At 66.5% G+C, this 17,729-nt stretch carries 31 protein-coding genes; all 31 read left to right on the top strand.

Annotated features, from left to right (window positions below):
- Positions 1 to 103: 103 nt before the first annotated feature.
- Positions 104 to 316 (top strand): hypothetical protein, encoded by a 213-nt coding sequence (locus MICNX66_RS13270; protein WP_062632875.1) that lies wholly within the window; start codon positions 104 to 106, stop codon positions 314 to 316.
- Between the two features lie 861 nt (positions 317 to 1,177).
- On the top strand, positions 1,178 to 1,486 hold the full coding sequence (gene rpsJ / locus MICNX66_RS13265; RefSeq protein ID WP_017201594.1) for a 30S ribosomal protein S10: 309 nt from the start codon (positions 1,178 to 1,180) through the stop codon (positions 1,484 to 1,486).
- Positions 1,487 to 1,494: 8 nt separating this feature from the next.
- Positions 1,495 to 2,154, top strand: coding sequence for a 50S ribosomal protein L3 (gene rplC, locus MICNX66_RS13260; protein ID WP_025102408.1), 660 nt, complete (start codon positions 1,495 to 1,497; stop codon positions 2,152 to 2,154).
- A gap of 2 nt (positions 2,155 to 2,156) precedes the next feature.
- Positions 2,157 to 2,819 (top strand): 50S ribosomal protein L4, encoded by a 663-nt coding sequence (gene rplD / locus MICNX66_RS13255; RefSeq protein ID WP_187662253.1) that lies wholly within the window; start codon positions 2,157 to 2,159, stop codon positions 2,817 to 2,819.
- Positions 2,816 to 3,139, top strand: coding sequence for a 50S ribosomal protein L23 (rplW, locus tag MICNX66_RS13250; protein WP_025102406.1), 324 nt, complete (start codon positions 2,816 to 2,818; stop codon positions 3,137 to 3,139). Before rplD ends, rplW begins: the two co-directional genes overlap by 4 nt.
- Before the next feature lie 21 nt (positions 3,140 to 3,160).
- Complete coding sequence (gene rplB / locus MICNX66_RS13245) at positions 3,161 to 4,000, top strand: 50S ribosomal protein L2 (RefSeq protein ID WP_025102405.1); 840 nt, start codon at positions 3,161 to 3,163, stop codon at positions 3,998 to 4,000.
- Between the two features lie 12 nt (positions 4,001 to 4,012).
- The gene (rpsS, locus tag MICNX66_RS13240) at positions 4,013 to 4,294 is read left to right on the top strand and encodes a 30S ribosomal protein S19 (RefSeq protein WP_017201589.1); all 282 of its coding nucleotides are present in this window, start codon (positions 4,013 to 4,015) and stop codon (positions 4,292 to 4,294) included.
- A gap of 25 nt (positions 4,295 to 4,319) precedes the next feature.
- The gene (rplV, locus tag MICNX66_RS13235; protein WP_060927232.1) at positions 4,320 to 4,718 is read left to right on the top strand and encodes a 50S ribosomal protein L22; all 399 of its coding nucleotides are present in this window, start codon (positions 4,320 to 4,322) and stop codon (positions 4,716 to 4,718) included.
- The gene (rpsC, locus tag MICNX66_RS13230; RefSeq protein ID WP_025102403.1) at positions 4,718 to 5,470 is read left to right on the top strand and encodes a 30S ribosomal protein S3; all 753 of its coding nucleotides are present in this window, start codon (positions 4,718 to 4,720) and stop codon (positions 5,468 to 5,470) included. The genes rplV and rpsC overlap by 1 nt, the downstream gene beginning before the upstream one ends.
- The gene (rplP, locus tag MICNX66_RS13225; protein ID WP_187662252.1) at positions 5,470 to 5,889 is read left to right on the top strand and encodes a 50S ribosomal protein L16; all 420 of its coding nucleotides are present in this window, start codon (positions 5,470 to 5,472) and stop codon (positions 5,887 to 5,889) included. Before rpsC ends, rplP begins: the two co-directional genes overlap by 1 nt.
- Positions 5,889 to 6,206 (top strand): 50S ribosomal protein L29, encoded by a 318-nt coding sequence (gene rpmC, locus MICNX66_RS17010; RefSeq protein WP_025102401.1) that lies wholly within the window; start codon positions 5,889 to 5,891, stop codon positions 6,204 to 6,206. The genes rplP and rpmC overlap by 1 nt, the downstream gene beginning before the upstream one ends.
- Entirely contained in the window at positions 6,206 to 6,538 is a 333-nt protein-coding gene (gene rpsQ / locus MICNX66_RS17005; RefSeq protein WP_021201120.1) for a 30S ribosomal protein S17, read from the top strand. Before rpmC ends, rpsQ begins: the two co-directional genes overlap by 1 nt.
- Positions 6,535 to 6,903 (top strand): 50S ribosomal protein L14, encoded by a 369-nt coding sequence (rplN, locus tag MICNX66_RS13210; RefSeq protein ID WP_025102399.1) that lies wholly within the window; start codon positions 6,535 to 6,537, stop codon positions 6,901 to 6,903. The genes rpsQ and rplN overlap by 4 nt, the downstream gene beginning before the upstream one ends.
- Positions 6,904 to 6,905: 2 nt before the next feature.
- Positions 6,906 to 7,265 (top strand): 50S ribosomal protein L24, encoded by a 360-nt coding sequence (gene rplX, locus MICNX66_RS13205; protein WP_187662251.1) that lies wholly within the window; start codon positions 6,906 to 6,908, stop codon positions 7,263 to 7,265.
- Positions 7,265 to 7,855, top strand: coding sequence for a 50S ribosomal protein L5 (gene rplE, locus MICNX66_RS13200; RefSeq protein WP_187662250.1), 591 nt, complete (start codon positions 7,265 to 7,267; stop codon positions 7,853 to 7,855). The genes rplX and rplE overlap by 1 nt, the downstream gene beginning before the upstream one ends.
- Before the next feature lie 133 nt (positions 7,856 to 7,988).
- Positions 7,989 to 8,387 (top strand): 30S ribosomal protein S8, encoded by a 399-nt coding sequence (gene rpsH / locus MICNX66_RS13195; RefSeq protein WP_025102396.1) that lies wholly within the window; start codon positions 7,989 to 7,991, stop codon positions 8,385 to 8,387.
- Between the two features lie 6 nt (positions 8,388 to 8,393).
- On the top strand, positions 8,394 to 8,930 hold the full coding sequence (gene rplF, locus MICNX66_RS13190) for a 50S ribosomal protein L6 (RefSeq protein ID WP_187662249.1): 537 nt from the start codon (positions 8,394 to 8,396) through the stop codon (positions 8,928 to 8,930).
- 2 nt (positions 8,931 to 8,932) lie between these two features.
- A complete protein-coding gene (gene rplR / locus MICNX66_RS13185; RefSeq protein ID WP_187662248.1) occupies positions 8,933 to 9,292 on the top strand; it encodes a 50S ribosomal protein L18 in 360 nt (119 codons plus the stop codon).
- Between the two features lie 20 nt (positions 9,293 to 9,312).
- Entirely contained in the window at positions 9,313 to 9,987 is a 675-nt protein-coding gene (rpsE, locus tag MICNX66_RS13180; protein ID WP_269474805.1) for a 30S ribosomal protein S5, read from the top strand.
- Complete coding sequence (gene rpmD / locus MICNX66_RS13175; RefSeq protein WP_017201575.1) at positions 9,987 to 10,172, top strand: 50S ribosomal protein L30; 186 nt, start codon at positions 9,987 to 9,989, stop codon at positions 10,170 to 10,172. Before rpsE ends, rpmD begins: the two co-directional genes overlap by 1 nt.
- Positions 10,172 to 10,789 carry a 50S ribosomal protein L15 gene (rplO, locus tag MICNX66_RS13170; RefSeq protein WP_232089087.1) on the top strand — a complete coding sequence of 206 codons (618 nt, stop codon included), beginning with the start codon at positions 10,172 to 10,174 and terminating at the stop codon, positions 10,787 to 10,789. The genes rpmD and rplO overlap by 1 nt, the downstream gene beginning before the upstream one ends.
- 152 nt (positions 10,790 to 10,941) lie before the next feature.
- Complete coding sequence (gene secY, locus MICNX66_RS13165) at positions 10,942 to 12,264, top strand: preprotein translocase subunit SecY (protein ID WP_187662246.1); 1,323 nt, start codon at positions 10,942 to 10,944, stop codon at positions 12,262 to 12,264.
- Entirely contained in the window at positions 12,261 to 12,905 is a 645-nt protein-coding gene (locus MICNX66_RS13160) for an adenylate kinase (RefSeq protein ID WP_187662245.1), read from the top strand. Before secY ends, MICNX66_RS13160 begins: the two co-directional genes overlap by 4 nt.
- A gap of 1 nt (position 12,906) precedes the next feature.
- On the top strand, positions 12,907 to 13,758 hold the full coding sequence (gene map / locus MICNX66_RS13155) for a type I methionyl aminopeptidase (RefSeq protein ID WP_187662244.1): 852 nt from the start codon (positions 12,907 to 12,909) through the stop codon (positions 13,756 to 13,758).
- Positions 13,758 to 14,429: a DsbA family protein gene (locus MICNX66_RS13150; protein ID WP_187662243.1), complete on the top strand. Its 672-nt coding sequence runs from the start codon at positions 13,758 to 13,760 to the stop codon at positions 14,427 to 14,429. The genes map and MICNX66_RS13150 overlap by 1 nt, the downstream gene beginning before the upstream one ends.
- A 173-nt stretch (positions 14,430 to 14,602) precedes the next feature.
- A complete protein-coding gene (gene infA, locus MICNX66_RS13145; RefSeq protein WP_017201569.1) occupies positions 14,603 to 14,824 on the top strand; it encodes a translation initiation factor IF-1 in 222 nt (73 codons plus the stop codon).
- A 64-nt stretch (positions 14,825 to 14,888) separates the two neighbouring features.
- Positions 14,889 to 15,005, top strand: a complete 117-nt coding sequence (gene rpmJ / locus MICNX66_RS13140; protein WP_005050492.1) for a 50S ribosomal protein L36 — start codon at positions 14,889 to 14,891, stop codon at positions 15,003 to 15,005.
- A 193-nt stretch (positions 15,006 to 15,198) separates the two neighbouring features.
- Positions 15,199 to 15,573, top strand: a complete 375-nt coding sequence (rpsM, locus tag MICNX66_RS13135; RefSeq protein ID WP_187662242.1) for a 30S ribosomal protein S13 — start codon at positions 15,199 to 15,201, stop codon at positions 15,571 to 15,573.
- 30 nt (positions 15,574 to 15,603) lie between these two features.
- Positions 15,604 to 16,002, top strand: coding sequence for a 30S ribosomal protein S11 (rpsK, locus tag MICNX66_RS13130; protein WP_017829189.1), 399 nt, complete (start codon positions 15,604 to 15,606; stop codon positions 16,000 to 16,002).
- A 130-nt stretch (positions 16,003 to 16,132) separates the two neighbouring features.
- Complete coding sequence (locus tag MICNX66_RS13125; protein WP_025102386.1) at positions 16,133 to 17,122, top strand: DNA-directed RNA polymerase subunit alpha; 990 nt, start codon at positions 16,133 to 16,135, stop codon at positions 17,120 to 17,122.
- Positions 17,123 to 17,156: 34 nt separating this feature from the next.
- Positions 17,157 to 17,729 (top strand): 50S ribosomal protein L17, encoded by a 573-nt coding sequence (rplQ, locus tag MICNX66_RS13120; RefSeq protein ID WP_187662241.1) that lies wholly within the window; start codon positions 17,157 to 17,159, stop codon positions 17,727 to 17,729.

Here is a 17,729-nt window from a genome sequence, read left to right as displayed (position 1 = left end):
TCTGTCGTTTTCCGCATCGAGGGTTCCGTCGCTCGGCTCTGCCCTGCACAATGAGGTGGTCCGGCGGGATCGCCGGACGCACACACCTTCGAAGGGGATTCACATGGGTATCGAGGACGCCGTCAACAAGGGCAAGGACCTGTACGAGCAGAACAAGGACAAGCTCGCCGAAGCGGTCAAGAGCGAGCAGGCCGAGGACATCAGCGACAAGGTCCTCGACGGCGTCGCCGACTTCGCGAAGAAGATCGCACCCGGCGCCGCCGACAAGATCGACGAGATCCGCGAGAGCGCTGACAAGAGCATCGGCAACGAGTAGAGCCGGACGTCTCCGCGAAGAGCGGCGGTCCCCGCACCCGGGACCGCCGCTCTTCCGCGTCGGGGAGAAGCGCGGCGCCCTCGGATGTGGCGGATTCTCCGAGGGATCGAGTAGGATCGTCTCGACCGCCTGGGGATCTTGCGGTCGGGGCGCCGAAGGGGTTCGGCTCCCGAATCACGCGGGTCTTCCGCGTTCACACTGGGGAAAGCGATCTTGGGGATCATCGTGCGACGCGCGCACTCCGTGCGCCTGAGCGTCTCCCCGCCTGCGCGGCGGGTCTTCCGCCGTGCCCTCGGTCGAGGCGTCCGGCGTCCCTTCACGCCGGATTCCTCGCGTTCGGTGTGCCCCCTCGCACCGGACGCCCTCCCCAAGCGGGGCGAGGCATGGGGATGCCTCGCCCCGCGCTCCTCTGCGCGCTGAGGCCCCGCGGCGACGAGGTTCGCTGGGAGTCCGGTGAGCGCGACACGCCCGGGTTTGCAGAAGTGAAATCAGCCGTGGCAGAATAGACAGGTTCGATATTCCGTCGCCGCTGTGCGTGCGCCGGATCACTGCCAGGGCAGTGCATAGACGGCGCCTCCTCCGGGAGGCTGCAGGGTTCTAGGCCGCGGGTAGCAGAACACAATCCCGACACCTTCATCATCGAGGGCACTGCCGTGCGCGGCGGGGGTCGGACATCCGTTCACCTTCGGGTGGGCGGCTGACAGCAGAACAGTGGTGCAGCCTCTTCGACAGGCTCCCGGGCCGCGAGGTCGAGGAGTCCGAGAAGACGAGTGCCGAGGCGCGAACAGCGCCGACGTGCGTCCAATGCCCCAGGGCCACCCGGTCCAGGACGGTAAGACGCTGAAAGAGAGAGAGCAGACAATGGCGGGACAGAAGATCCGCATTCGCCTGAAGTCGTATGACCACGAGGTCATCGACACGTCCGCACGCAAGATCGTCGACACCGTGACCCGTGCGGGCGCGACCGTCGTCGGCCCCGTGCCCCTTCCGACCGAGAAGAACGTCGTGTGCGTCATCCGGTCGCCCCACAAGTACAAGGACAGCCGCGAGCACTTCGAGATGCGCACCCACAAGCGTCTGATCGACATCGTCGACCCGACGCCCAAGGCCGTCGACTCGCTGATGCGTCTCGACCTGCCGGCTGACGTCAACATCGAGATCAAGCTCTGAGGTCCGCCATGGTTGACATCAACTCCAAGGTTTCCAAGGGCATGCTCGGCACCAAGCTCGGCATGACCCAGGTCTGGAACGAGAACGGCAAGCTCGTTCCCGTCACCGTCATCGAGCTCGCCCCGAACGTGGTCACCCAGATCCGTACCCCCGAGAAGGACGGCTACAACGCCGTGCAGATCGCGTACGGCCAGATCGACCCCCGCAAGGTGAACAAGCCCCTTTCGGCTCACTTCGAGGCTGCCGGCGTCACGCCGCGTCGCCACGTGACCGAGGTCCGCACGGCCGACGCCGCCGACTACACCCTGGGCCAGGAGCTCACGGTGGACGGCACGTTCGAGGCCGGCCAGCTCGTCGACGTCGTCGGCACGAGCAAGGGCAAGGGCACCGCCGGTGTCATGAAGCGCCACAACTTCAAGGGCGTCTCGGCATCGCACGGTGCACACCGCAACCACCGCAAGCCCGGCTCCATCGGCGCATCGTCGACCCCGAGCCGCGTCTTCAAGGGCATGCGCATGGCCGGCCGTATGGGTGGCGAGCGCGTGACCGTCCTCAACCTCACGGTGCACGCCATCGACATCGAGAAGGGACTCATGCTCGTCAAGGGCGCCGTCCCCGGTGCTCGCGGCCGCATCGTCTACGTCCGCAACGCAGTGAAGGGTGCCTGATCATGGCTGACTCCACTCTCGCGCTCGACGTCCTCAAGGCAGACGGCAAGAAGGCAGGCTCCGTCGAGCTTCCCGCCGCTCTGTTCGACGTCAAGACGAACATCCCGCTCATCCACCAGGTCGTCGTCGCGCAGCTCGCGGCGGCTCGCCAGGGCACGCACTCGACCAAGCGTCGTGGTGAGGTCTCCGGTGCCGGCCGCAAGCCCTTCAAGCAGAAGGGCACGGGTAACGCCCGTCAGGGCTCGATCCGCGCGCCGCACATGACCGGCGGTGGCATCGTGCACGGCCCGAAGCCGCGCGACTACTCGCAGCGCACCCCCAAGAAGATGATCGCGGCCGCCCTGCTGGGCGCGCTCAGCGACCGCTTCCGCGGCGACCGCCTGCACGCGATCGACACGTTCGGCACCGACGGCGCGCCGTCGACCAAGGCTGCTGCGGGCTTCCTCGCCCAGGTCGCCACGTCGAAGAACGTCCTCGTGGTCATCGAGCGCGGCGACGAGCTCGCGCTCAAGAGCCTGCGCAACCTCGGCAACGTGCACCTGCTGTCGTACGACCAGCTCAACGCCTACGACGTGCTCGTCTCCGACGACATCGTCTTCACCCAGGCCGCGCTCGAGGGCTTCATCGCCTCCAAGTCCGGCGCCAACCAGGAGGTCTCCGCATGAGCGAGCAGGCATCTGTTCTCCAGACGGCCCTGAACAAGGACCCGCGCGACATCATCCTGAAGCCGGTCGTGTCCGAGAAGAGCTACGGCCTGATCGACGAGGGCAAGTACACCTTCCTCGTCGACCCGCGCGCTTCGAAGACCGAGATCAAGCTCGCCATCGAGAAGATCTTCGGCGTCAAGGTCGCGTCCGTCAACACGATCAACCGCGTCGGCAAGGCCCGTCGCACCCGCTTCGGCACCGGTAAGCGCAAGGACACCAAGCGCGCCATCGTGAGCCTGAAGTCGGGCACCATCGACATCTTCACGGCAATCGGCTGATCCGGGGGATAAAGGACAATCATGGCTATTCGCAAGTACAAGCCCACGACCCCGGGCCGTCGCGGCTCGTCGGTGGCTGACTTCGCCGAGATCACCCGATCGACGCCGGAGAAGTCGCTGCTGCGCCCGATCTCGAAGACCGGTGGTCGCAACAACCAGGGCCGCATCACGACCCGTCACATCGGTGGTGGCCACAAGCGCCAGTACCGCGTCATCGACTTCCGTCGCAATGACAAGGACGGCGTGAACGCCAAGGTCGCTCACATCGAGTACGACCCCAACCGCACCGCGCGCATCGCGCTGCTGCACTACTTCGACGGCGAGAAGCGCTACATCCTCGCGCCGGCGAAGCTGAAGCAGGGCGACATCGTCGAGTCGGGCCCCGCGGCGGACATCAAGCCGGGAAACAACCTCCCGCTGAAGAACATCCCCACGGGTACCGTCATCCACGCCATCGAGCTCCGCCCCGGCGGCGGCGCGAAGATGGCGCGCTCGGCCGGTGCATCGGTCCGCCTCGTCGCCAAGGACGGCCCCTACGCCCAGCTGCGTCTGCCCTCCGGTGAGATCCGCAACGTCGATGCGCGCTGCCGCGCGACCATCGGCGAGGTCGGCAACGCCGAGCAGTCGAACATCAACTGGGGCAAGGCCGGCCGCATGCGCTGGAAGGGCGTCCGCCCGACCGTCCGCGGTGTCGCGATGAACCCGGTCGACCACCCGCACGGTGGTGGTGAGGGCAAGACGTCCGGTGGACGTCACCCCGTCTCCCCGTGGGGTCAGGCCGAGGGCCGCACCCGCCACGCCAACAAGGAAAGCGACAAGTACATCGTGCGTCGTCGCAACGCCGGCAAGAAGCGCAAGTAGGAGTAAGAGAAGATGCCTCGCAGTCTCAAGAAGGGCCCCTTCGTCGACGAGCACCTGCTTCGCAAGGTGGTCGTGCAGAACGAAGCCGGCACGAAGAACGTCATCAAGACCTGGTCCCGCCGGTCCATGATCATCCCGGCCATGCTGGGTCACACGATCGCGGTCCACGACGGTCGCAAGCACATCCCCGTGTTTGTCTCCGAGACCATGGTCGGTCACAAGCTGGGCGAGTTCGCGCCCACCCGCACCTTCCGCGGCCACGAGAAGGACGACAAGAAGGGCCGCCGCCGCTGACGCGGTGGCGATAGAGGAGAGAGAAATGGTGGAGTCCATCGCACGCGTGCGACACATCCGCGTGACCCCTCAGAAGGCTCGTCGTGTCGTCGCGCTCATCAAGGGCAAGCAGGCCCAGGAGGCTCTGGCGATCCTGAAGTTCGCTCAGCAGTCCGCCAGTGAGCCGATCTACAAGCTTGTCGCGTCGGCCATGGCCAACGCGCAGGTCAAGGCGGATCGTGACGGCGAGTACCTCGACGAGCAGGACCTGTACGTGGCTAACGCCTACGTCGACGAGGGCACGACGCTCAAGCGTTTCCAGCCCCGTGCACAGGGTCGCGCTTTCCAGATCAAGAAGCGCACGAGCCACATCACGGTCGTGCTCTCGACGCCGGAGGCGGCTCCTGCCGCGGCCGGCGACAGCAACAAGAAGGCGAGCAAGTAATGGGACAGAAGGTCAACCCGTACGGCTTCCGCCTCGGCATCACCACGGACCACGTGTCGCGCTGGTTCTCCGACTCGACGAAGCCGGGTCAGCGTTACGCCGACTACGTGGCCGAGGACATCAAGATCCGTCGCCTGCTGCAGACGCAGCTCGACCGTGCCGGCGTCTCGAACATCGAGATCGAGCGCACCCGTGACCGCGTCCGCGTCGACATCCACACCGCCCGTCCGGGCATCGTGATCGGTCGTCGTGGTGCAGAGGCCGAGCGCATCCGCGGCGACCTCGAGAAGCTCACGGGCAAGCAGATCCAGCTGAACATCCTCGAGGTCAAGAACCCCGAGGCCGACGCTCAGCTGGTCGCCCAGGGCATCGCCGAGCAGCTCTCGGCTCGTGTGGCGTTCCGCCGCGCGATGCGCAAGGGTCTGCAGGGCGCGCAGCGCGCCGGCGCCAAGGGCATCCGCATCCAGGTCTCGGGCCGTCTCGGCGGCGCGGAGATGAGCCGGTCGGAGTTCTACCGCGAGGGTCGTGTGCCGCTGCACACGCTGCGCGCGAACATCGACTACGGCTTCTACGAGGCCAAGACCACCTTCGGCCGCATCGGCGTGAAGGTGTGGATCTACAAGGGCGACCTCACCGCCAAGGAGCTCGCGCGCGAGCAGGCCAACGCGCCGAAGTCGCGCCGTGACGACCGTGGTGACCGCCGCCGTGCCCCGCGCAACGAGGCACCTGTTGCAGAAGGAGCGTCGGCATAATGCTCATCCCCCGTAAGGTCAAGTACCGCAAGCAGCACCACCCGGGGCGCTCGGGTCAGGCCACCGGCGGCACGAAGGTCTCCTTCGGCGAGTACGGTATCCAGGCCCTCACCCCCGCGTACGTGACGAACCGTCAGATCGAGTCCGCTCGTATCGCGATGACCCGTCACATCAAGCGTGGCGGCAAGGTGTGGATCAACATCTACCCGGACCGTCCGCTCACGAAGAAGCCGGCCGAGACCCGCATGGGTTCCGGTAAGGGTTCCCCCGAGTGGTGGGTCGCCAACGTCAAGCCGGGCCGCGTCCTCTTCGAGGTCGCGGGTGTCGACGAGCAGCTCGCTCGCGAGGCACTGACCCGTGCAATCCACAAGCTGCCGCTCAAGGCACGCATCATCAAGCGCGAGGAGGGCGACGCGTAATGGCGATCGGCACCAAGGAGCTCGCTCCGGCAGAGCTCGACACGTTCGAAGACCAGCGCCTCGTTGAGGAGCTGCGCAAGGCCAAGGAGGAGCTGTTCAACCTCCGTTTCCAGTCGGCCACCGGCCAGCTGGAGAGCCACGGCCGCATCCGCGCCGTCAAGCGCGACATCGCGCGCCTCTACACGGTGATCCGCGAGCGCGAGCTGGGCATCCGTGCGACGCCCGCTCCGGTCGAGGCTCCCGCGAAGAAGGCGACCAAGTCGAAGGCGAAGAAGGCGGACGCCGCCGAGGACGCCCCGAAGGAAGAGGCTGAGTGATGGCCACCAAGAAGGAAGCGACTGTGGAGACGCAGGCCGCAGGACACGAGTCGTCCGAGCACGACGTCCGCGACTCCGCTGCCCGCGGCTACCGCAAGGCCCGCCGTGGCTATGTCGTCAGCGACAAGATGGACAAGACGATCGTCGTCGAGGTCGAGGACCGCGTGAAGCACCCGCTTTACGGCAAGGTCATCCGCCGGACGTCGAAGGTCAAGGCGCACGATGAGGCGAACTCCGCCGGCATCGGCGACCTGGTCCTGATCAACGAGACCCGCCCGCTGAGCGCCACCAAGCGCTGGCGTCTGGTGGAGATTCTGGAGAAGGCCAAGTGATTCAGCAGGAGTCCCGCCTCAAGGTCGCCGACAACACCGGCGCCAAGGAGCTGCTCACGATCCGCGTCCTCGGTGGCTCGCGCCGCCGCTACGCCGGTCTGGGCGACACCATCGTCGCGACCGTCAAGGACGCGATCCCCGGTGGCAACGTCAAGAAGGGCGACGTCGTCAAGGCGGTCATCGTCCGCACCAAGAAGGAGACCCGTCGTCCCGACGGCTCCTACATCAAGTTCGACGAGAACGCCGCCGTCATCCTGAAGAACGACGGGGAGCCCCGCGGCACCCGTATCTTCGGGCCGGTCGGCCGTGAGCTTCGCGACAAGAAGTTCATGAAGATCGTCTCGCTGGCACCGGAGGTCATCTGATCATGGCGAAGATCAAGAAGGGCGACCTGGTTCAGGTCATCTCGGGCGCCAAGCCCGAGCGTGGTGGCGACCGCGGCAAGCAGGGCAAGGTCCTCGACGTCCTCGTCGGGCAGAACCGTGTCGTCGTCGAAGGCGTCAACTACGTCACCAAGCACACGCGCGTCGGTCAGACGCAGCGTGGCACCAAGACGGGTGGCCTCGAGACCGTCGAGGCGCCCATCCACATCTCGAACGTCGCACTCGTCGACCCCTCGACCAAGAAGCCGACCAAGGTCGGCCACCGGGTCGAGGAGCAGACCAAGGACGGCGTGAAGCGCACCGTCCGCGTGCGCTTCGCGAAGAAGAGCGGTAAGGACCTCTGATGGCAACGACCGACGCTGCGGTGGCTGGCAAGATCCAGCCCCGCCTGAAGGCGAAGTACAACGCCGAGATCAAGAAGGCTCTGCAGGACGAGTTCGGCTACGAGAACGTCATGCAGATCCCCGGCCTGGTCAAGGTCGTCGTGAACACCGGTGTCGGCGAGGCTGCTCGCGACAGCAAGGTGATCGATGGGGCGGTCGACGACCTCACCAAGATCACCGGCCAGAAGCCGATCGTCACCAAGGCCCGCAAGTCCATCGCGCAGTTCAAGCTGCGTGAGGGCCAGGCCATCGGCGCGCACGTCACCCTCCGTGGCGACCGTGCGTGGGAGTTCGTGGACCGCCTGGTGTCGCTCGCGCTGCCCCGCATCCGCGACTTCCGCGGTCTGTCGGGCAAGCAGTTCGACGGCAACGGCAACTACACCTTCGGTCTCCAGGAGCAGAGCGTGTTCCACGAGATCGATCAGGACAAGATCGACCGCGTCCGTGGTTTCGACATCACTGTCGTGACCTCGGCGAAGACGGACGACGAGGGACGCGCGCTGCTGCGTCACCTCGGCTTCCCGTTCCGCGCGGACGACGCCCAGGCGTGACCCTTCGACGGGCTCAGTGGTCTCCGTGTCACTGAGCCCGTCGATGTGCACGTACAATTGAAGATTGCGTGCTCATCGCAGGCCGTCTGTCGTGTAACGGCAGCCGGAACCTCATGATCGAAAGTAGACAACAATGACAATGACAGACCCGGTCGCAGACATGCTGACCCGTCTGCGCAACGCGAACTCGGCGCACCACGACACCGTGACGCTGCCGTCGAGCAAGCTCAAGACGCACATCGCAGAGATCCTCCAGCAGGAGGGCTACATCGCCGGTTGGGAGACCTCCGACGCTCGCGTGGGCAAGAACCTCACGCTGACGCTGAAGTACGGTCCGAACCGCGAGCGCTCGATCGCGGGCATCAAGCGCGTGTCGAAGCCCGGCCTGCGCGTGTACGCGAAGTCGACCGAGATCCCCACGGTCCTCGGCGGCCTCGGCGTGGCCATCCTGTCCACCTCCTCCGGTCTCCTCACGGACCGCCAGGCTGAGCAGAAGGGCGTGGGCGGAGAAGTTCTCGCCTACGTGTGGTAATCCGAAATGTCGCGTATTGGACGACTTCCCATCGACGTTCCCGCGGGCGTGACCGTTTCGGTCGACGGCCGTGAGGTCGCGGTGAAGGGCCCCAAGGGTGAGCTCACCCTCACGGTGGCCAGCCCCATCGAGGTGTCGGTCGAGGAGAACCAGGTTCTCGTCACCCGCCCCGACGACGAGCGCGAGTCCCGGTCTCTCCACGGCCTGACCCGCACGCTCATCAACAACAACATCATCGGCGTGACCCAGGGCTACACCAAGGGTCTCGAGGTCGTCGGCACCGGTTACCGCGTGCAGCAGAAGGGGAACTCGGTCGAGTTCGCCCTCGGCTTCTCGCACCCGGTCCTGATCGACCCGCCCGCCGGCATCACGCTCACGGTCGAGGGCACGAACAAGCTCACCGTCAGCGGGATCGACAAGCAGGCCGTCGGTGAGGCGGCTGCGAACATCCGCAAGATCCGCAAGCCCGAACCGTACAAGGGCAAGGGTGTGCGCTACGCCGGCGAGAACGTGCGTCGCAAGGCCGGAAAGAGTGGTAAGTAACCATGGCTCTCAAGTCAAAGTCTGACGCCCGCGCGCGTCGTCACGCCCGTCTTCGCAAGAAGATCGTGGGCACCGAGGTGCGTCCGCGCCTCGTCGTCAACCGTTCGGCGCGTCACGTCTTCGTGCAGCTCGTCGACGACAGCAAGGGCCACACGGTCGCCTCGGCCTCGACGCTCGAGACCGACCTGCGTTCGCTGGATGGCGACAAGACCGCCAAGGCTCGCAAGGTCGGCGAGCTCCTCGCCGAGCGCGCGAAGGCCGCAGGCGTTTCCGAGGCAGTGTTCGACCGTGGCGGCAACCGCTACGCGGGTCGTGTCGCCGCCATCGCCGACGGCGCCCGTGAAGGGGGTCTGGCACTGTGAGTGACAACAAGGAGAACGAAGTGACCGAAGCGGCTGCTGCCACTTCCGAGACGGCCGCCGGCACCACGCAGGCTGAGCCCTCTCGCGACCAGCGGGACGGCCGCCGCGGCGGACGTGACCGTAACCAGGGCGGCCGCGACCGCAACTCGCGCGACCGCGGCGACAACCAGTTCCTGGAGCGCGTCGTCACCATCAACCGCGTCTCGAAGGTCGTGAAGGGTGGTCGTCGCTTCAGCTTCACCGCTCTCGTGGTCGTCGGTGACGGCAACGGTCTGGTGGGCGTCGGCTACGGCAAGGCCCGTGAGGTCCCGCTGGCGATCTCGAAGGGTGTCGAAGAGGCCAAGCGCAACTTCTTCCGCGTCCCGCGCGTCGGCAGCACCATCCCGCACCCCGTGCAGGGTGAGTCGGCCGCCGGTGTGGTGCTCCTGCGCCCCGCCGCTGCCGGTACCGGTGTCATCGCCGGTGGTCCGGTCCGCGCCGTGCTCGAGTGCGCCGGCATCCACGACGTGCTGTCCAAGTCGCTCGGCTCGTCGAACACGATCAACATCGTGCACGCGACGGTCACCGCCCTGAAGGAGCTCGAGGAGCCCCGCGCCGTCGCCGCACGCCGTGGTCTCGAGTTCGACCAGGTCGCCCCGGCCCGGCTCGTCCGCGCCGAGGCCGAGGCCATCGCCGCACAGAAGGTAGGTGCCTGATGGCCGCGCGACTCAAGGTCACGCAGATCAAGTCCAAGGTGAGCGAGAAGCAGAACCAGCGCGACACGCTGCGCAGCCTCGGTCTCAAGCGGATCGGTGACACCACCGTCCGCCCCGACGACGCGCAGACGCGCGGCTACGTCAAGACCGTCGCCCACCTCGTCAAGGTTGAGGAGATCGACTAATGGCTGAGAAGAACGAGGCCGTCGAGGCCGAGAAGGCCACCAAGAAGGCGGCGGCTCCCAAGGCCGACGCTGCCAAGAAGCCCGCCGCGAAGAAGGCACCGGCCAAGACCAGTGCCGCCGACGCCAAGGCTGACGGCTCCGCGAAGGCTGCGCCGAAGAAGGACGCCGCGGCGTCCCGCCCCGGTGTGCTGAAGGTCCACCACCTGCGTCCCGTCCCCGGGTCCAACACCGCGAAGACCCGTGTCGGTCGCGGTGAGGGCTCGAAGGGCAAGACGGCCGGTCGCGGCACGAAGGGCACCAAGGCCCGCAACACCGTGCGCGTCGGCTTCGAGGGTGGCCAGATGCCGCTGCACATGCGCACGCCGAAGCTGCGCGGCTTCAAGAACCCGTTCCGCGTCGAGTACCAGGTCGTGAACCTGGAGAAGCTCGCGGAGCTCTACCCCCAGGGTGGCGACGTCACCGTCAGCGACCTGGTCGCCAAGGGTGCGGTTCGCAAGAACGAGAAGGTCAAGGTTCTCGGCAACGGCGACATCGCCGTGAAGCTCACCGTCGCGGTCGACAAGGTCTCGGGTTCTGCCGAGCAGAAGATCGTGGCTGCGGGCGGATCCGTCAAGTAACCACTGCGGAAGAGGGGTCGGAGATTCTCCGGCCCCTCTTCTGGTTCGGCGGGGGAGAAGCCGACCGCACGCATTCCCCCGGCCTCGGAGTGGGTTACCCTGGTGTTTCAGCCGCCCCTCGGGGTTCGGCCACCTTTTCAGGAGGAACGTTCTTGTTTAGCGCCATCGCGCGGATCTTCCGCACGCCCGACCTGCGTCGGAAGATCGGTTTCACTCTCGCGATCATCGCGATCTACCGCCTCGGCTCGAACGTCCCCGCGCCGTTCGTCAACTTCCCGAACGTCGAGCAGTGTCTCGCGGCCAACGCCGGCACCGAGGGTCTGCTCGGACTCGTCAACCTCTTCTCCGGAGGCGCGCTGCTGCAGCTGTCGATCTTCGCGCTCGGCGTCATGCCGTACATCACCGCGACGATCATCACCCAGCTCCTGCGCGTCGTCATCCCGCACTTCGAGGCGCTGCACAAGGAAGGCCAGGCCGGGCAGGCCAAGCTGACCCAGTACACGCGGTACCTCACGATCGCCCTCGCGCTCCTGCAGTCCACGACGCTCGTCACCGTGGCCCGCACCGGCCAGCTCTTCGGTACGACCGACATCGGCGCGTGCACCCAGCTCCTCACGAACGACGTCTGGTGGGCGCAGGTGCTCATCATCATGGCGATGACGGCCGGTACCGGTCTGATCATGTGGTTCGCTGAGCTCGTCACCGAGCGCGGCATCGGCAACGGCATGTCGCTGCTGATCTTCACCTCGATCGCCGCGACGTTCCCCGGCGCGATGTCGATCATCTGGCAGACCCGGGGCTTCGAGGTCTTCCTCCTCGTGCTGCTCGTCGGCATCATCGTGATGGGACTCGTGGTGTTCGTCGAGCAGTCGCAGCGGCGCATCCCCGTGCAGTACGCGAAGCGCATGGTGGGCCGTCGCACCTACGGCGGCACGAACACGTACATCCCGATCAAGGTGAACATGGCCGGTGTGATCCCCGTCATCTTCGCCTCGTCGCTGCTGTACATCCCCGCGCTCATCGCCCAGTTCAACACCCCGCAGGACGGCTCCACCCCGCCCGCGTGGGTCAGCTGGGTCAGCGCGAACTTCACCACCGGCAACAGCCCGATCTACATGGCGGCATACTTCCTGCTGATCATCGGGTTCACCTACTTCTACGTCGCGATCACGTTCAACCCGGTCGAGGTCGCCGACAACATGAAGAAGTACGGCGGCTTCATCCCCGGGATCCGGGCCGGCCGTCCGACCGCGGAGTACCTGGATTACGTGCTCACCCGCATCACGCTCCCCGGTTCCCTCTACCTGGGCCTGATCGCCCTGATCCCGCTCATCGCGCTCGCGACGGTCGGTGCCAACCAGAACTTCCCGTTCGGTGGCGCGTCGATCCTCATCATCGTCGGCGTGGGTCTCGAGACGGTCAAGCAGATCGACGCCCAGCTGCAGCAGCGACACTACGAAGGACTTCTCCGATGACAGTGCCCCACCTGGTCCCTGAGCCCGTCGAAGGGCACCGACCCACTGCCCGTTTGCTCATCGTCGGCCCCCAGGGTTCCGGCAAGGGCACCCAGGGTGTGCGCATCGCCGAGTCCTACGGCATCCCTGTCGTCTCGACCGGCGACATCTTCCGCGCGAACATCAAGGAGGGGACGCCGCTCGGCCAGCAGGTCACCGCGATCCTCGACAAGGGCGACCTGGTGCCGGACGAGCTGACCAGCGAGATCGTGCGCGACCGGCTGAGCCAGGAGGACGCGGAGAACGGCTTCCTCCTCGACGGCTACCCCCGCAACACCGCGCAGGTGGCGCACCTCGATGCGTTCCTCGAAGGACGCGGCGAGGCGCTGGACGCGGTGATCCTCCTCGACGTCCCGCGGGAGGAGAGCATCGCCCGCCTCGCCCTTCGCGCTGCGGAGCAGGGGCGTTCCGACGACACCGACGAGGCCATCGCGCACCGACTCGACATCTACGAGAAGGAGACGGCGCCGATCATCGAGGTCTACAGCAGCCGGGGCATCGTCGACCGCATCGACGGTGTGGGCTCGCTCGAGGAGATCACGGAGCGCATCGCCGCCGCTCTGGCCGCTCGCGGGCTGCGTTCCCCCGCCTCCGCCGCCTGAGATGTTCCGCCGCTCGATCTACAAGACCCCGGCTCAGCTACGAGCCATGGTCGAACCCGGCCTCATCACCGCCGAGGCCCTGGACGCCGTCCGCGCCCTCATCAAGCCGGGGGTGAAGACGATCGAGCTCGACGCCGCCGCGAACCGCGCCATCCTGCAGCGGGGTGCGGAGTCGAACTTCCAGCTCGTCAAGGGGTATCACCACACGATCTGCGTCTCGGTCAACGAGCAGGTCGTGCACGGCATCCCGGGGGAGCGGGTCCTCCAGCCCGGCGACATCGTCTCGGTCGACTGCGGAGCCCAGTTCGAGGGCTGGAACGGGGACAGCGCGATCACCGTCGTCGTCCCGGATCCCGAACACCCTGAGCTCGTGGCCCGCCGTGAGGAGCTCTCGCGTGTGACGGAGGGGTCGATGTGGGCGGGGATCGCCGCGATGGCCTCGGCGTCCTCGATCGACGAGATCGGCGCCGCGATCCAGGACTACATCGAGGCGCAGGGGCCGTCCGCCGTGAGCGGCGAGCCCTACGGCATCCTCCGCGAGTACGTCGGTCACGGCATCGGTCGGAAGATGCACGAGGCGCCCAGCGTCTTCAACTACCGCACGCCCGACCGCGGTGCAGACGTGAAGCCGGGACTCGTGCTCGCCATCGAGCCGATGGTCACCGCCGGGGGTGAGGCGACGTTCGTGGAGGACGACGACTGGACGGTCACCACGGTCGACGGCACCGACGGCTCACATTGGGAACATAGCGTCGCCCTGCATGATGGGGGCATCTGGGTGCTCACCGCGCCCGATGGTGGAAGAGCCGGACTCGCCCCGTTCGGGGTCGAGCCTCGAGAGATCGGAAAGTAATGGCAGCGGCGAAGAGCAACACCAACTGGTTCGCGATCGGCGTCTCCATCGCCGTCGTCGTGGTCCTGGTGGCCCTCGGCGGACTCGTGGTGTTCCTCAACAACCAGGCGACGTCTCCCGGCGCCACCCCGTCCGCCAGCGACAACTTCGACGCCGAGGCCGGCTCCGTCTCCATGGGCGACGGAGACACGACCGTGTCGGTCTTCCTCGACTTCCAGTGCCCGGTCTGCAAGTCCTTCGAGGACCAGTTCGGTGCGGCGCTCGAGGCGAAGGCCCAGAGCGGGGAGATCACGCTCGAGCAGCACCCCATCGCGATCCTCGACCGCTTCTCGCAGGGCACCGAGTTCTCCTCCCGTTCGGCCGGCGCGGCGTTCTGCGTCGCCGAGTCGGACTCCGACCTGTACTTCGACTACGCCAAGGTCCTGTTCGAGAACCAGCCGGCGGAGAACACCCCCGGCCTGACGAACGAACAGCTCGCCGAGTTCGCCACGCAGGTCGGCGCGGGCGACGACGTCGTGTCCTGCATCACGGACGAGACGTACCGCAAGTTCGGCGCCGCACAGGCGAAGAGCAACGACATCCAGGGCACGCCGACCGTCGAGATCGACGGAGAGCGCCTCGACCTGCAGAACCAGGAAGACATGAAGCGGTTCACCGACCTGCTCGGCTGACACCCGCCCATCCGCTCGACGCCCCGTCCGGCCAAGTTGCCGGATGGGGCGTCGTCGGATAACATAGATCTTTGGTGCCTTGTGCCATGCGTTCGGCGTGTCCGATCCGGCCCGGTACCGCACACCACCCACCCACCGCAGATCGACCGATCTGCAGAAGCGTCAGCGAGGCTATGGCTAAGAAAGACGGTGTCATCGAGATCGAGGGCGTGATCTCCGAGGCTCTCCCCAACGCGATGTTCCGCGTTGAGCTCAGCAACGGACACAAGGTCCTGGCAACGATCTCCGGAAAGATGCGGCAGAACTACATCCGCATCATCCCCGAGGACCGTGTGGTCGTGGAGCTCAGCCCCTACGACCTGACACGCGGCCGCATCGTCTACCGCTACCGCTGATCGGTCGAGAAGTAACACCCCAGGCTTCGCGCCTGCCCGGTGAAGACAGCGAACAGGAAACATCATGAAGGTCAACCCCAGCGTCAAGCCGATCTGCGACCACTGCAAGGTGATCCGCCGCCACGGCCGCGTCATGGTGATCTGCAAGAGCAACCCGCGTCACAAGCAGCGCCAGGGCTGAGCGCCCCCGCTGCGTGAGCGCCGCTCTCGCAATCTCATAACTCAATACGAAACGGCAGGATCAGACGCTTCGATCCTTCGACAGGCTCAGGAACCCAGGTTCCCGCCTGTCGGACGACGCGGAGCTGACACCTCGGGGCGGAGGCCCGGGCACCGATCCTGCTCCACACCTCCACAACACCCAGGAGAACCGCATGGCACGTCTTGCCGGCGTTGACATCCCGCGCGACAAGCGCGTGGTGATCGCCCTTACCTACATCTACGGCGTCGGCCGTACCCGCTCCGTCGAGATCCTCAAGGCGACCGACATCGACGAGAGCATCCGCGTGAAGGACCTCAGCGACGACCAGCTCGTCGCCCTCCGCGACTACATCGAAGGCAACTACAAGGTGGAGGGTGACCTGCGCCGCGAGGTCGCCGCAGACATCCGCCGCAAGGTCGAGATCGGCTCCTACGAGGGCATCCGCCACCGTCGTGGTCTCCCGGTCCGCGGTCAGCGCACCAAGACCAACGCCCGTACCCGCAAGGGCCCGAAGCGCACCGTCGCCGGCAAGAAGAAGGCCCGCTAAGCAGCGGCCAGGGACTAGGAGAACACTTTCATGGCTGCACCCAAGGCCGCCGCGCGCAAGCCGCGCCGCAAGGAAAAGAAGAACATCGCGCTGGGCCAGGCCCACATCAAGTCGACGTTCAACAACACCATCGTTTCGATCACCGACCCGTCCGGCGCCGTCATCGCCTGGGCCTCGTCGGGTGGCGTGGGCTTCAAGGGCTCCCGCAAGTCGACCCCGTACGCCGCCGGCATGGCAGCGGAGTCCGCTGCCCGCCAGGCTGCGGAGCACGGCGTGAAGAAGGTCGACGTCCTCGTGAAGGGTCCGGGCTCCGGCCGCGAGACCGCGATCCGCTCGCTGCAGGCCGCCGGCCTCGAGGTGGGTTCGATCCAGGACGTCACCCCGCAGGCGCACAACGGCTGCCGTCCGCCGAAGCGCCGCCGCGTCTGATGCGTGTGCCGAGCCGCTCGTCCTTCGGGTCGAGCGGCTCGGCGCCCCGCGTGGGGCATCGACTTCCACAACTCAAGACCTCACCCCACCACATGTCATATAGCGGGCATGTGATCGAAAGGAACACAGAGTGCTTATTGCACAGCGTCCCACACTGACCGAGGAAAAGATCGTCGAGAACCGGAGCCGGTTCATCATCGAGCCTCTGGAGCCCGGCTTCGGCTACACGATCGGCAACGCGCTGCGCCGCAGCCTGCTGTCGTCGATCCCCGGTGCCGCTGTCACCAGCGTCCGCATCGACGGTGTGCTGCACGAGTTCAGCACGATCCCCGGCGTGAAGGAGGATGTCACCGAGATCATCCTCAACATCAAGCAGCTGGTCGTCTCCAGCGAGCGCGACGAGCCCATCACCGCGTACCTCCGCAAGACCGGTGCCGGTGAAGTGACCGCCGCCGACATCTCGGCTCCGGCCGGTGTCGAGGTGCACAACCCCGAGCTCGTCATCGCGACGCTGAACGACACCGCCAAGTTCGAGCTCGAGCTCACCATCGAGCGCGGCCGTGGCTACGTCTCCGCGACGCAGAACCGCAACGAGTACGCCGAGGCCGGTCAGATCCCGATCGACTCGATCTACTCGCCCGTGCTCAAGGTCAGCTACCGCGTCGACGCCACCCGTGCCGGTGAGCGCACCGACTTCGACAAGCTCATCCTCGACGTCGAGACCAAGTCGGCGATCAGCCCGCGCGACGCCGTCGCCTCGGCTGCCAAGACGCTCACCGAGCTGTTCGGTCTCGCCCGCGAGCTGAACGTCGAGGCCGAGGGCATCGAGATCGGCCCGGCGCCGGTGGAGGCTGTGAACTCCAGCGAGCTGTCGATGCCGATCGAGGACCTCGACCTGTCGGTCCGCTCGTACAACTGCCTGAAGCGTGAGGGCATCAACACCGTTTCTGAGCTCGTCGCCCTGTCGGAGACGCAGCTCATGAACATCCGCAATTTCGGCCAGAAGTCGGTCGACGAGGTGCGCGACAAGCTCATCTCGCTCGGTCTGTCGCTCAAGGATTCGGTGCCCGGTTTCGACGGCGCCCACTTCTACGGCGGCAGCGAAGACGAGTCCTTCTGATACCCGACCCTTTCTGACCAGGAGTTAGACGATTATGCCCAAGCCCACCAAGGGTCCCCGCCTCGGAGGCGGCCCCGCCCACGAGCGCCTGCTGCTTGCCAACCTCGCCGCTGCGCTGTACACCCACAAGTCGATCAAGACGACCGAGACGAAGGCCAAGCGCCTGCGTCCGCTCGCCGAGCGCCTCATCACCTTCGCCAAGCGCGGCGACCTGCACGCCCGCCGTCGCGTGCTGTCGGTCATCGGTGACAAGGAAGTCGTGCACGTCCTGTTCAACGAGATCGCTCCGCTCGTCGCGGACCGCGAGGGTGGCTACACGCGCATCACCAAGGTCGGCAACCGCAAGGGCGACAACGCTCCCATGGCCGTGATCGAGCTCGTCCTCGAGCCCGTCACCCCGAAGGCGAAGTCGACCAAGAAGGCCGCCGCGGCTCCGAAGGACGAGAAGCCCGCCGCCGAGGAGGCTCCCGCCGAGGAGACCGTCGAGGCTCCCGCGGACGAGACCCCTGCCGACGACACGGCTGCCGAGGCCGGCGCCGAGTCGCAGGCCGAGGGCGAGGCCGCTGAGGCCGCCGCCGAGGACGCTGTCGAGAAGAAGTCCGAGTAA

Origin of the sequence: Microbacterium sp. Nx66 (assembly GCF_904066215.1) — a bacterium.
Taxonomy (GTDB): domain Bacteria; phylum Actinomycetota; class Actinomycetes; order Actinomycetales; family Microbacteriaceae; genus Microbacterium; species Microbacterium meiriae.
The sequence above is the reverse complement of the archived record's forward strand: the minus strand, read 5'-3'. Positions and strand labels throughout refer to the sequence as shown.

What these genes read in the sequence shown, in the direction of transcription:
- rplP (WP_187662252.1), top strand. Translation starts at nt 5,470, where the DNA reads ATGCTCATCCCCCGTAAGGTCAAGTACCGCAAGCAGCACCACCCGGGG.
- rplW (WP_025102406.1), top strand. Translation starts at nt 2,816, where the DNA reads ATGAGCGAGCAGGCATCTGTTCTCCAGACGGCCCTGAACAAGGACCCG.
- infA (WP_017201569.1), top strand. Translation starts at nt 14,603, where the DNA reads ATGGCTAAGAAAGACGGTGTCATCGAGATCGAGGGCGTGATCTCCGAG.
- rplB (WP_025102405.1), top strand. Translation starts at nt 3,161, where the DNA reads ATGGCTATTCGCAAGTACAAGCCCACGACCCCGGGCCGTCGCGGCTCG.
- rplF (WP_187662249.1), top strand. Translation starts at nt 8,394, where the DNA reads ATGTCGCGTATTGGACGACTTCCCATCGACGTTCCCGCGGGCGTGACC.
- rpsC (WP_025102403.1), top strand. Translation starts at nt 4,718, where the DNA reads ATGGGACAGAAGGTCAACCCGTACGGCTTCCGCCTCGGCATCACCACG.
- rpmC (WP_025102401.1), top strand. Translation starts at nt 5,889, where the DNA reads ATGGCGATCGGCACCAAGGAGCTCGCTCCGGCAGAGCTCGACACGTTC.
- rpsM (WP_187662242.1), top strand. Translation starts at nt 15,199, where the DNA reads ATGGCACGTCTTGCCGGCGTTGACATCCCGCGCGACAAGCGCGTGGTG.
- rpsQ (WP_021201120.1), top strand. Translation starts at nt 6,206, where the DNA reads ATGGCCACCAAGAAGGAAGCGACTGTGGAGACGCAGGCCGCAGGACAC.
- rpsK (WP_017829189.1), top strand. Translation starts at nt 15,604, where the DNA reads ATGGCTGCACCCAAGGCCGCCGCGCGCAAGCCGCGCCGCAAGGAAAAG.
- rpmJ (WP_005050492.1), top strand. Translation starts at nt 14,889, where the DNA reads ATGAAGGTCAACCCCAGCGTCAAGCCGATCTGCGACCACTGCAAGGTG.
- rplC (WP_025102408.1), top strand. Translation starts at nt 1,495, where the DNA reads ATGGTTGACATCAACTCCAAGGTTTCCAAGGGCATGCTCGGCACCAAG.
- map (WP_187662244.1), top strand. Translation starts at nt 12,907, where the DNA reads ATGTTCCGCCGCTCGATCTACAAGACCCCGGCTCAGCTACGAGCCATG.
- MICNX66_RS13160 (WP_187662245.1), top strand. Translation starts at nt 12,261, where the DNA reads ATGACAGTGCCCCACCTGGTCCCTGAGCCCGTCGAAGGGCACCGACCC.
- MICNX66_RS13150 (WP_187662243.1), top strand. Translation starts at nt 13,758, where the DNA reads ATGGCAGCGGCGAAGAGCAACACCAACTGGTTCGCGATCGGCGTCTCC.
- rplV (WP_060927232.1), top strand. Translation starts at nt 4,320, where the DNA reads ATGGTGGAGTCCATCGCACGCGTGCGACACATCCGCGTGACCCCTCAG.
- rplQ (WP_187662241.1), top strand. Translation starts at nt 17,157, where the DNA reads ATGCCCAAGCCCACCAAGGGTCCCCGCCTCGGAGGCGGCCCCGCCCAC.
- rpsS (WP_017201589.1), top strand. Translation starts at nt 4,013, where the DNA reads ATGCCTCGCAGTCTCAAGAAGGGCCCCTTCGTCGACGAGCACCTGCTT.
- rplD (WP_187662253.1), top strand. Translation starts at nt 2,157, where the DNA reads ATGGCTGACTCCACTCTCGCGCTCGACGTCCTCAAGGCAGACGGCAAG.
- MICNX66_RS13270 (WP_062632875.1), top strand. Translation starts at nt 104, where the DNA reads ATGGGTATCGAGGACGCCGTCAACAAGGGCAAGGACCTGTACGAGCAG.
- rpsJ (WP_017201594.1), top strand. Translation starts at nt 1,178, where the DNA reads ATGGCGGGACAGAAGATCCGCATTCGCCTGAAGTCGTATGACCACGAG.
- rplE (WP_187662250.1), top strand. Translation starts at nt 7,265, where the DNA reads ATGGCAACGACCGACGCTGCGGTGGCTGGCAAGATCCAGCCCCGCCTG.
- rplO (WP_232089087.1), top strand. Translation starts at nt 10,172, where the DNA reads ATGGCTGAGAAGAACGAGGCCGTCGAGGCCGAGAAGGCCACCAAGAAG.
- rplR (WP_187662248.1), top strand. Translation starts at nt 8,933, where the DNA reads ATGGCTCTCAAGTCAAAGTCTGACGCCCGCGCGCGTCGTCACGCCCGT.
- rpmD (WP_017201575.1), top strand. Translation starts at nt 9,987, where the DNA reads ATGGCCGCGCGACTCAAGGTCACGCAGATCAAGTCCAAGGTGAGCGAG.
- rpsH (WP_025102396.1), top strand. Translation starts at nt 7,989, where the DNA reads ATGACAATGACAGACCCGGTCGCAGACATGCTGACCCGTCTGCGCAAC.
- rplX (WP_187662251.1), top strand. Translation starts at nt 6,906, where the DNA reads ATGGCGAAGATCAAGAAGGGCGACCTGGTTCAGGTCATCTCGGGCGCC.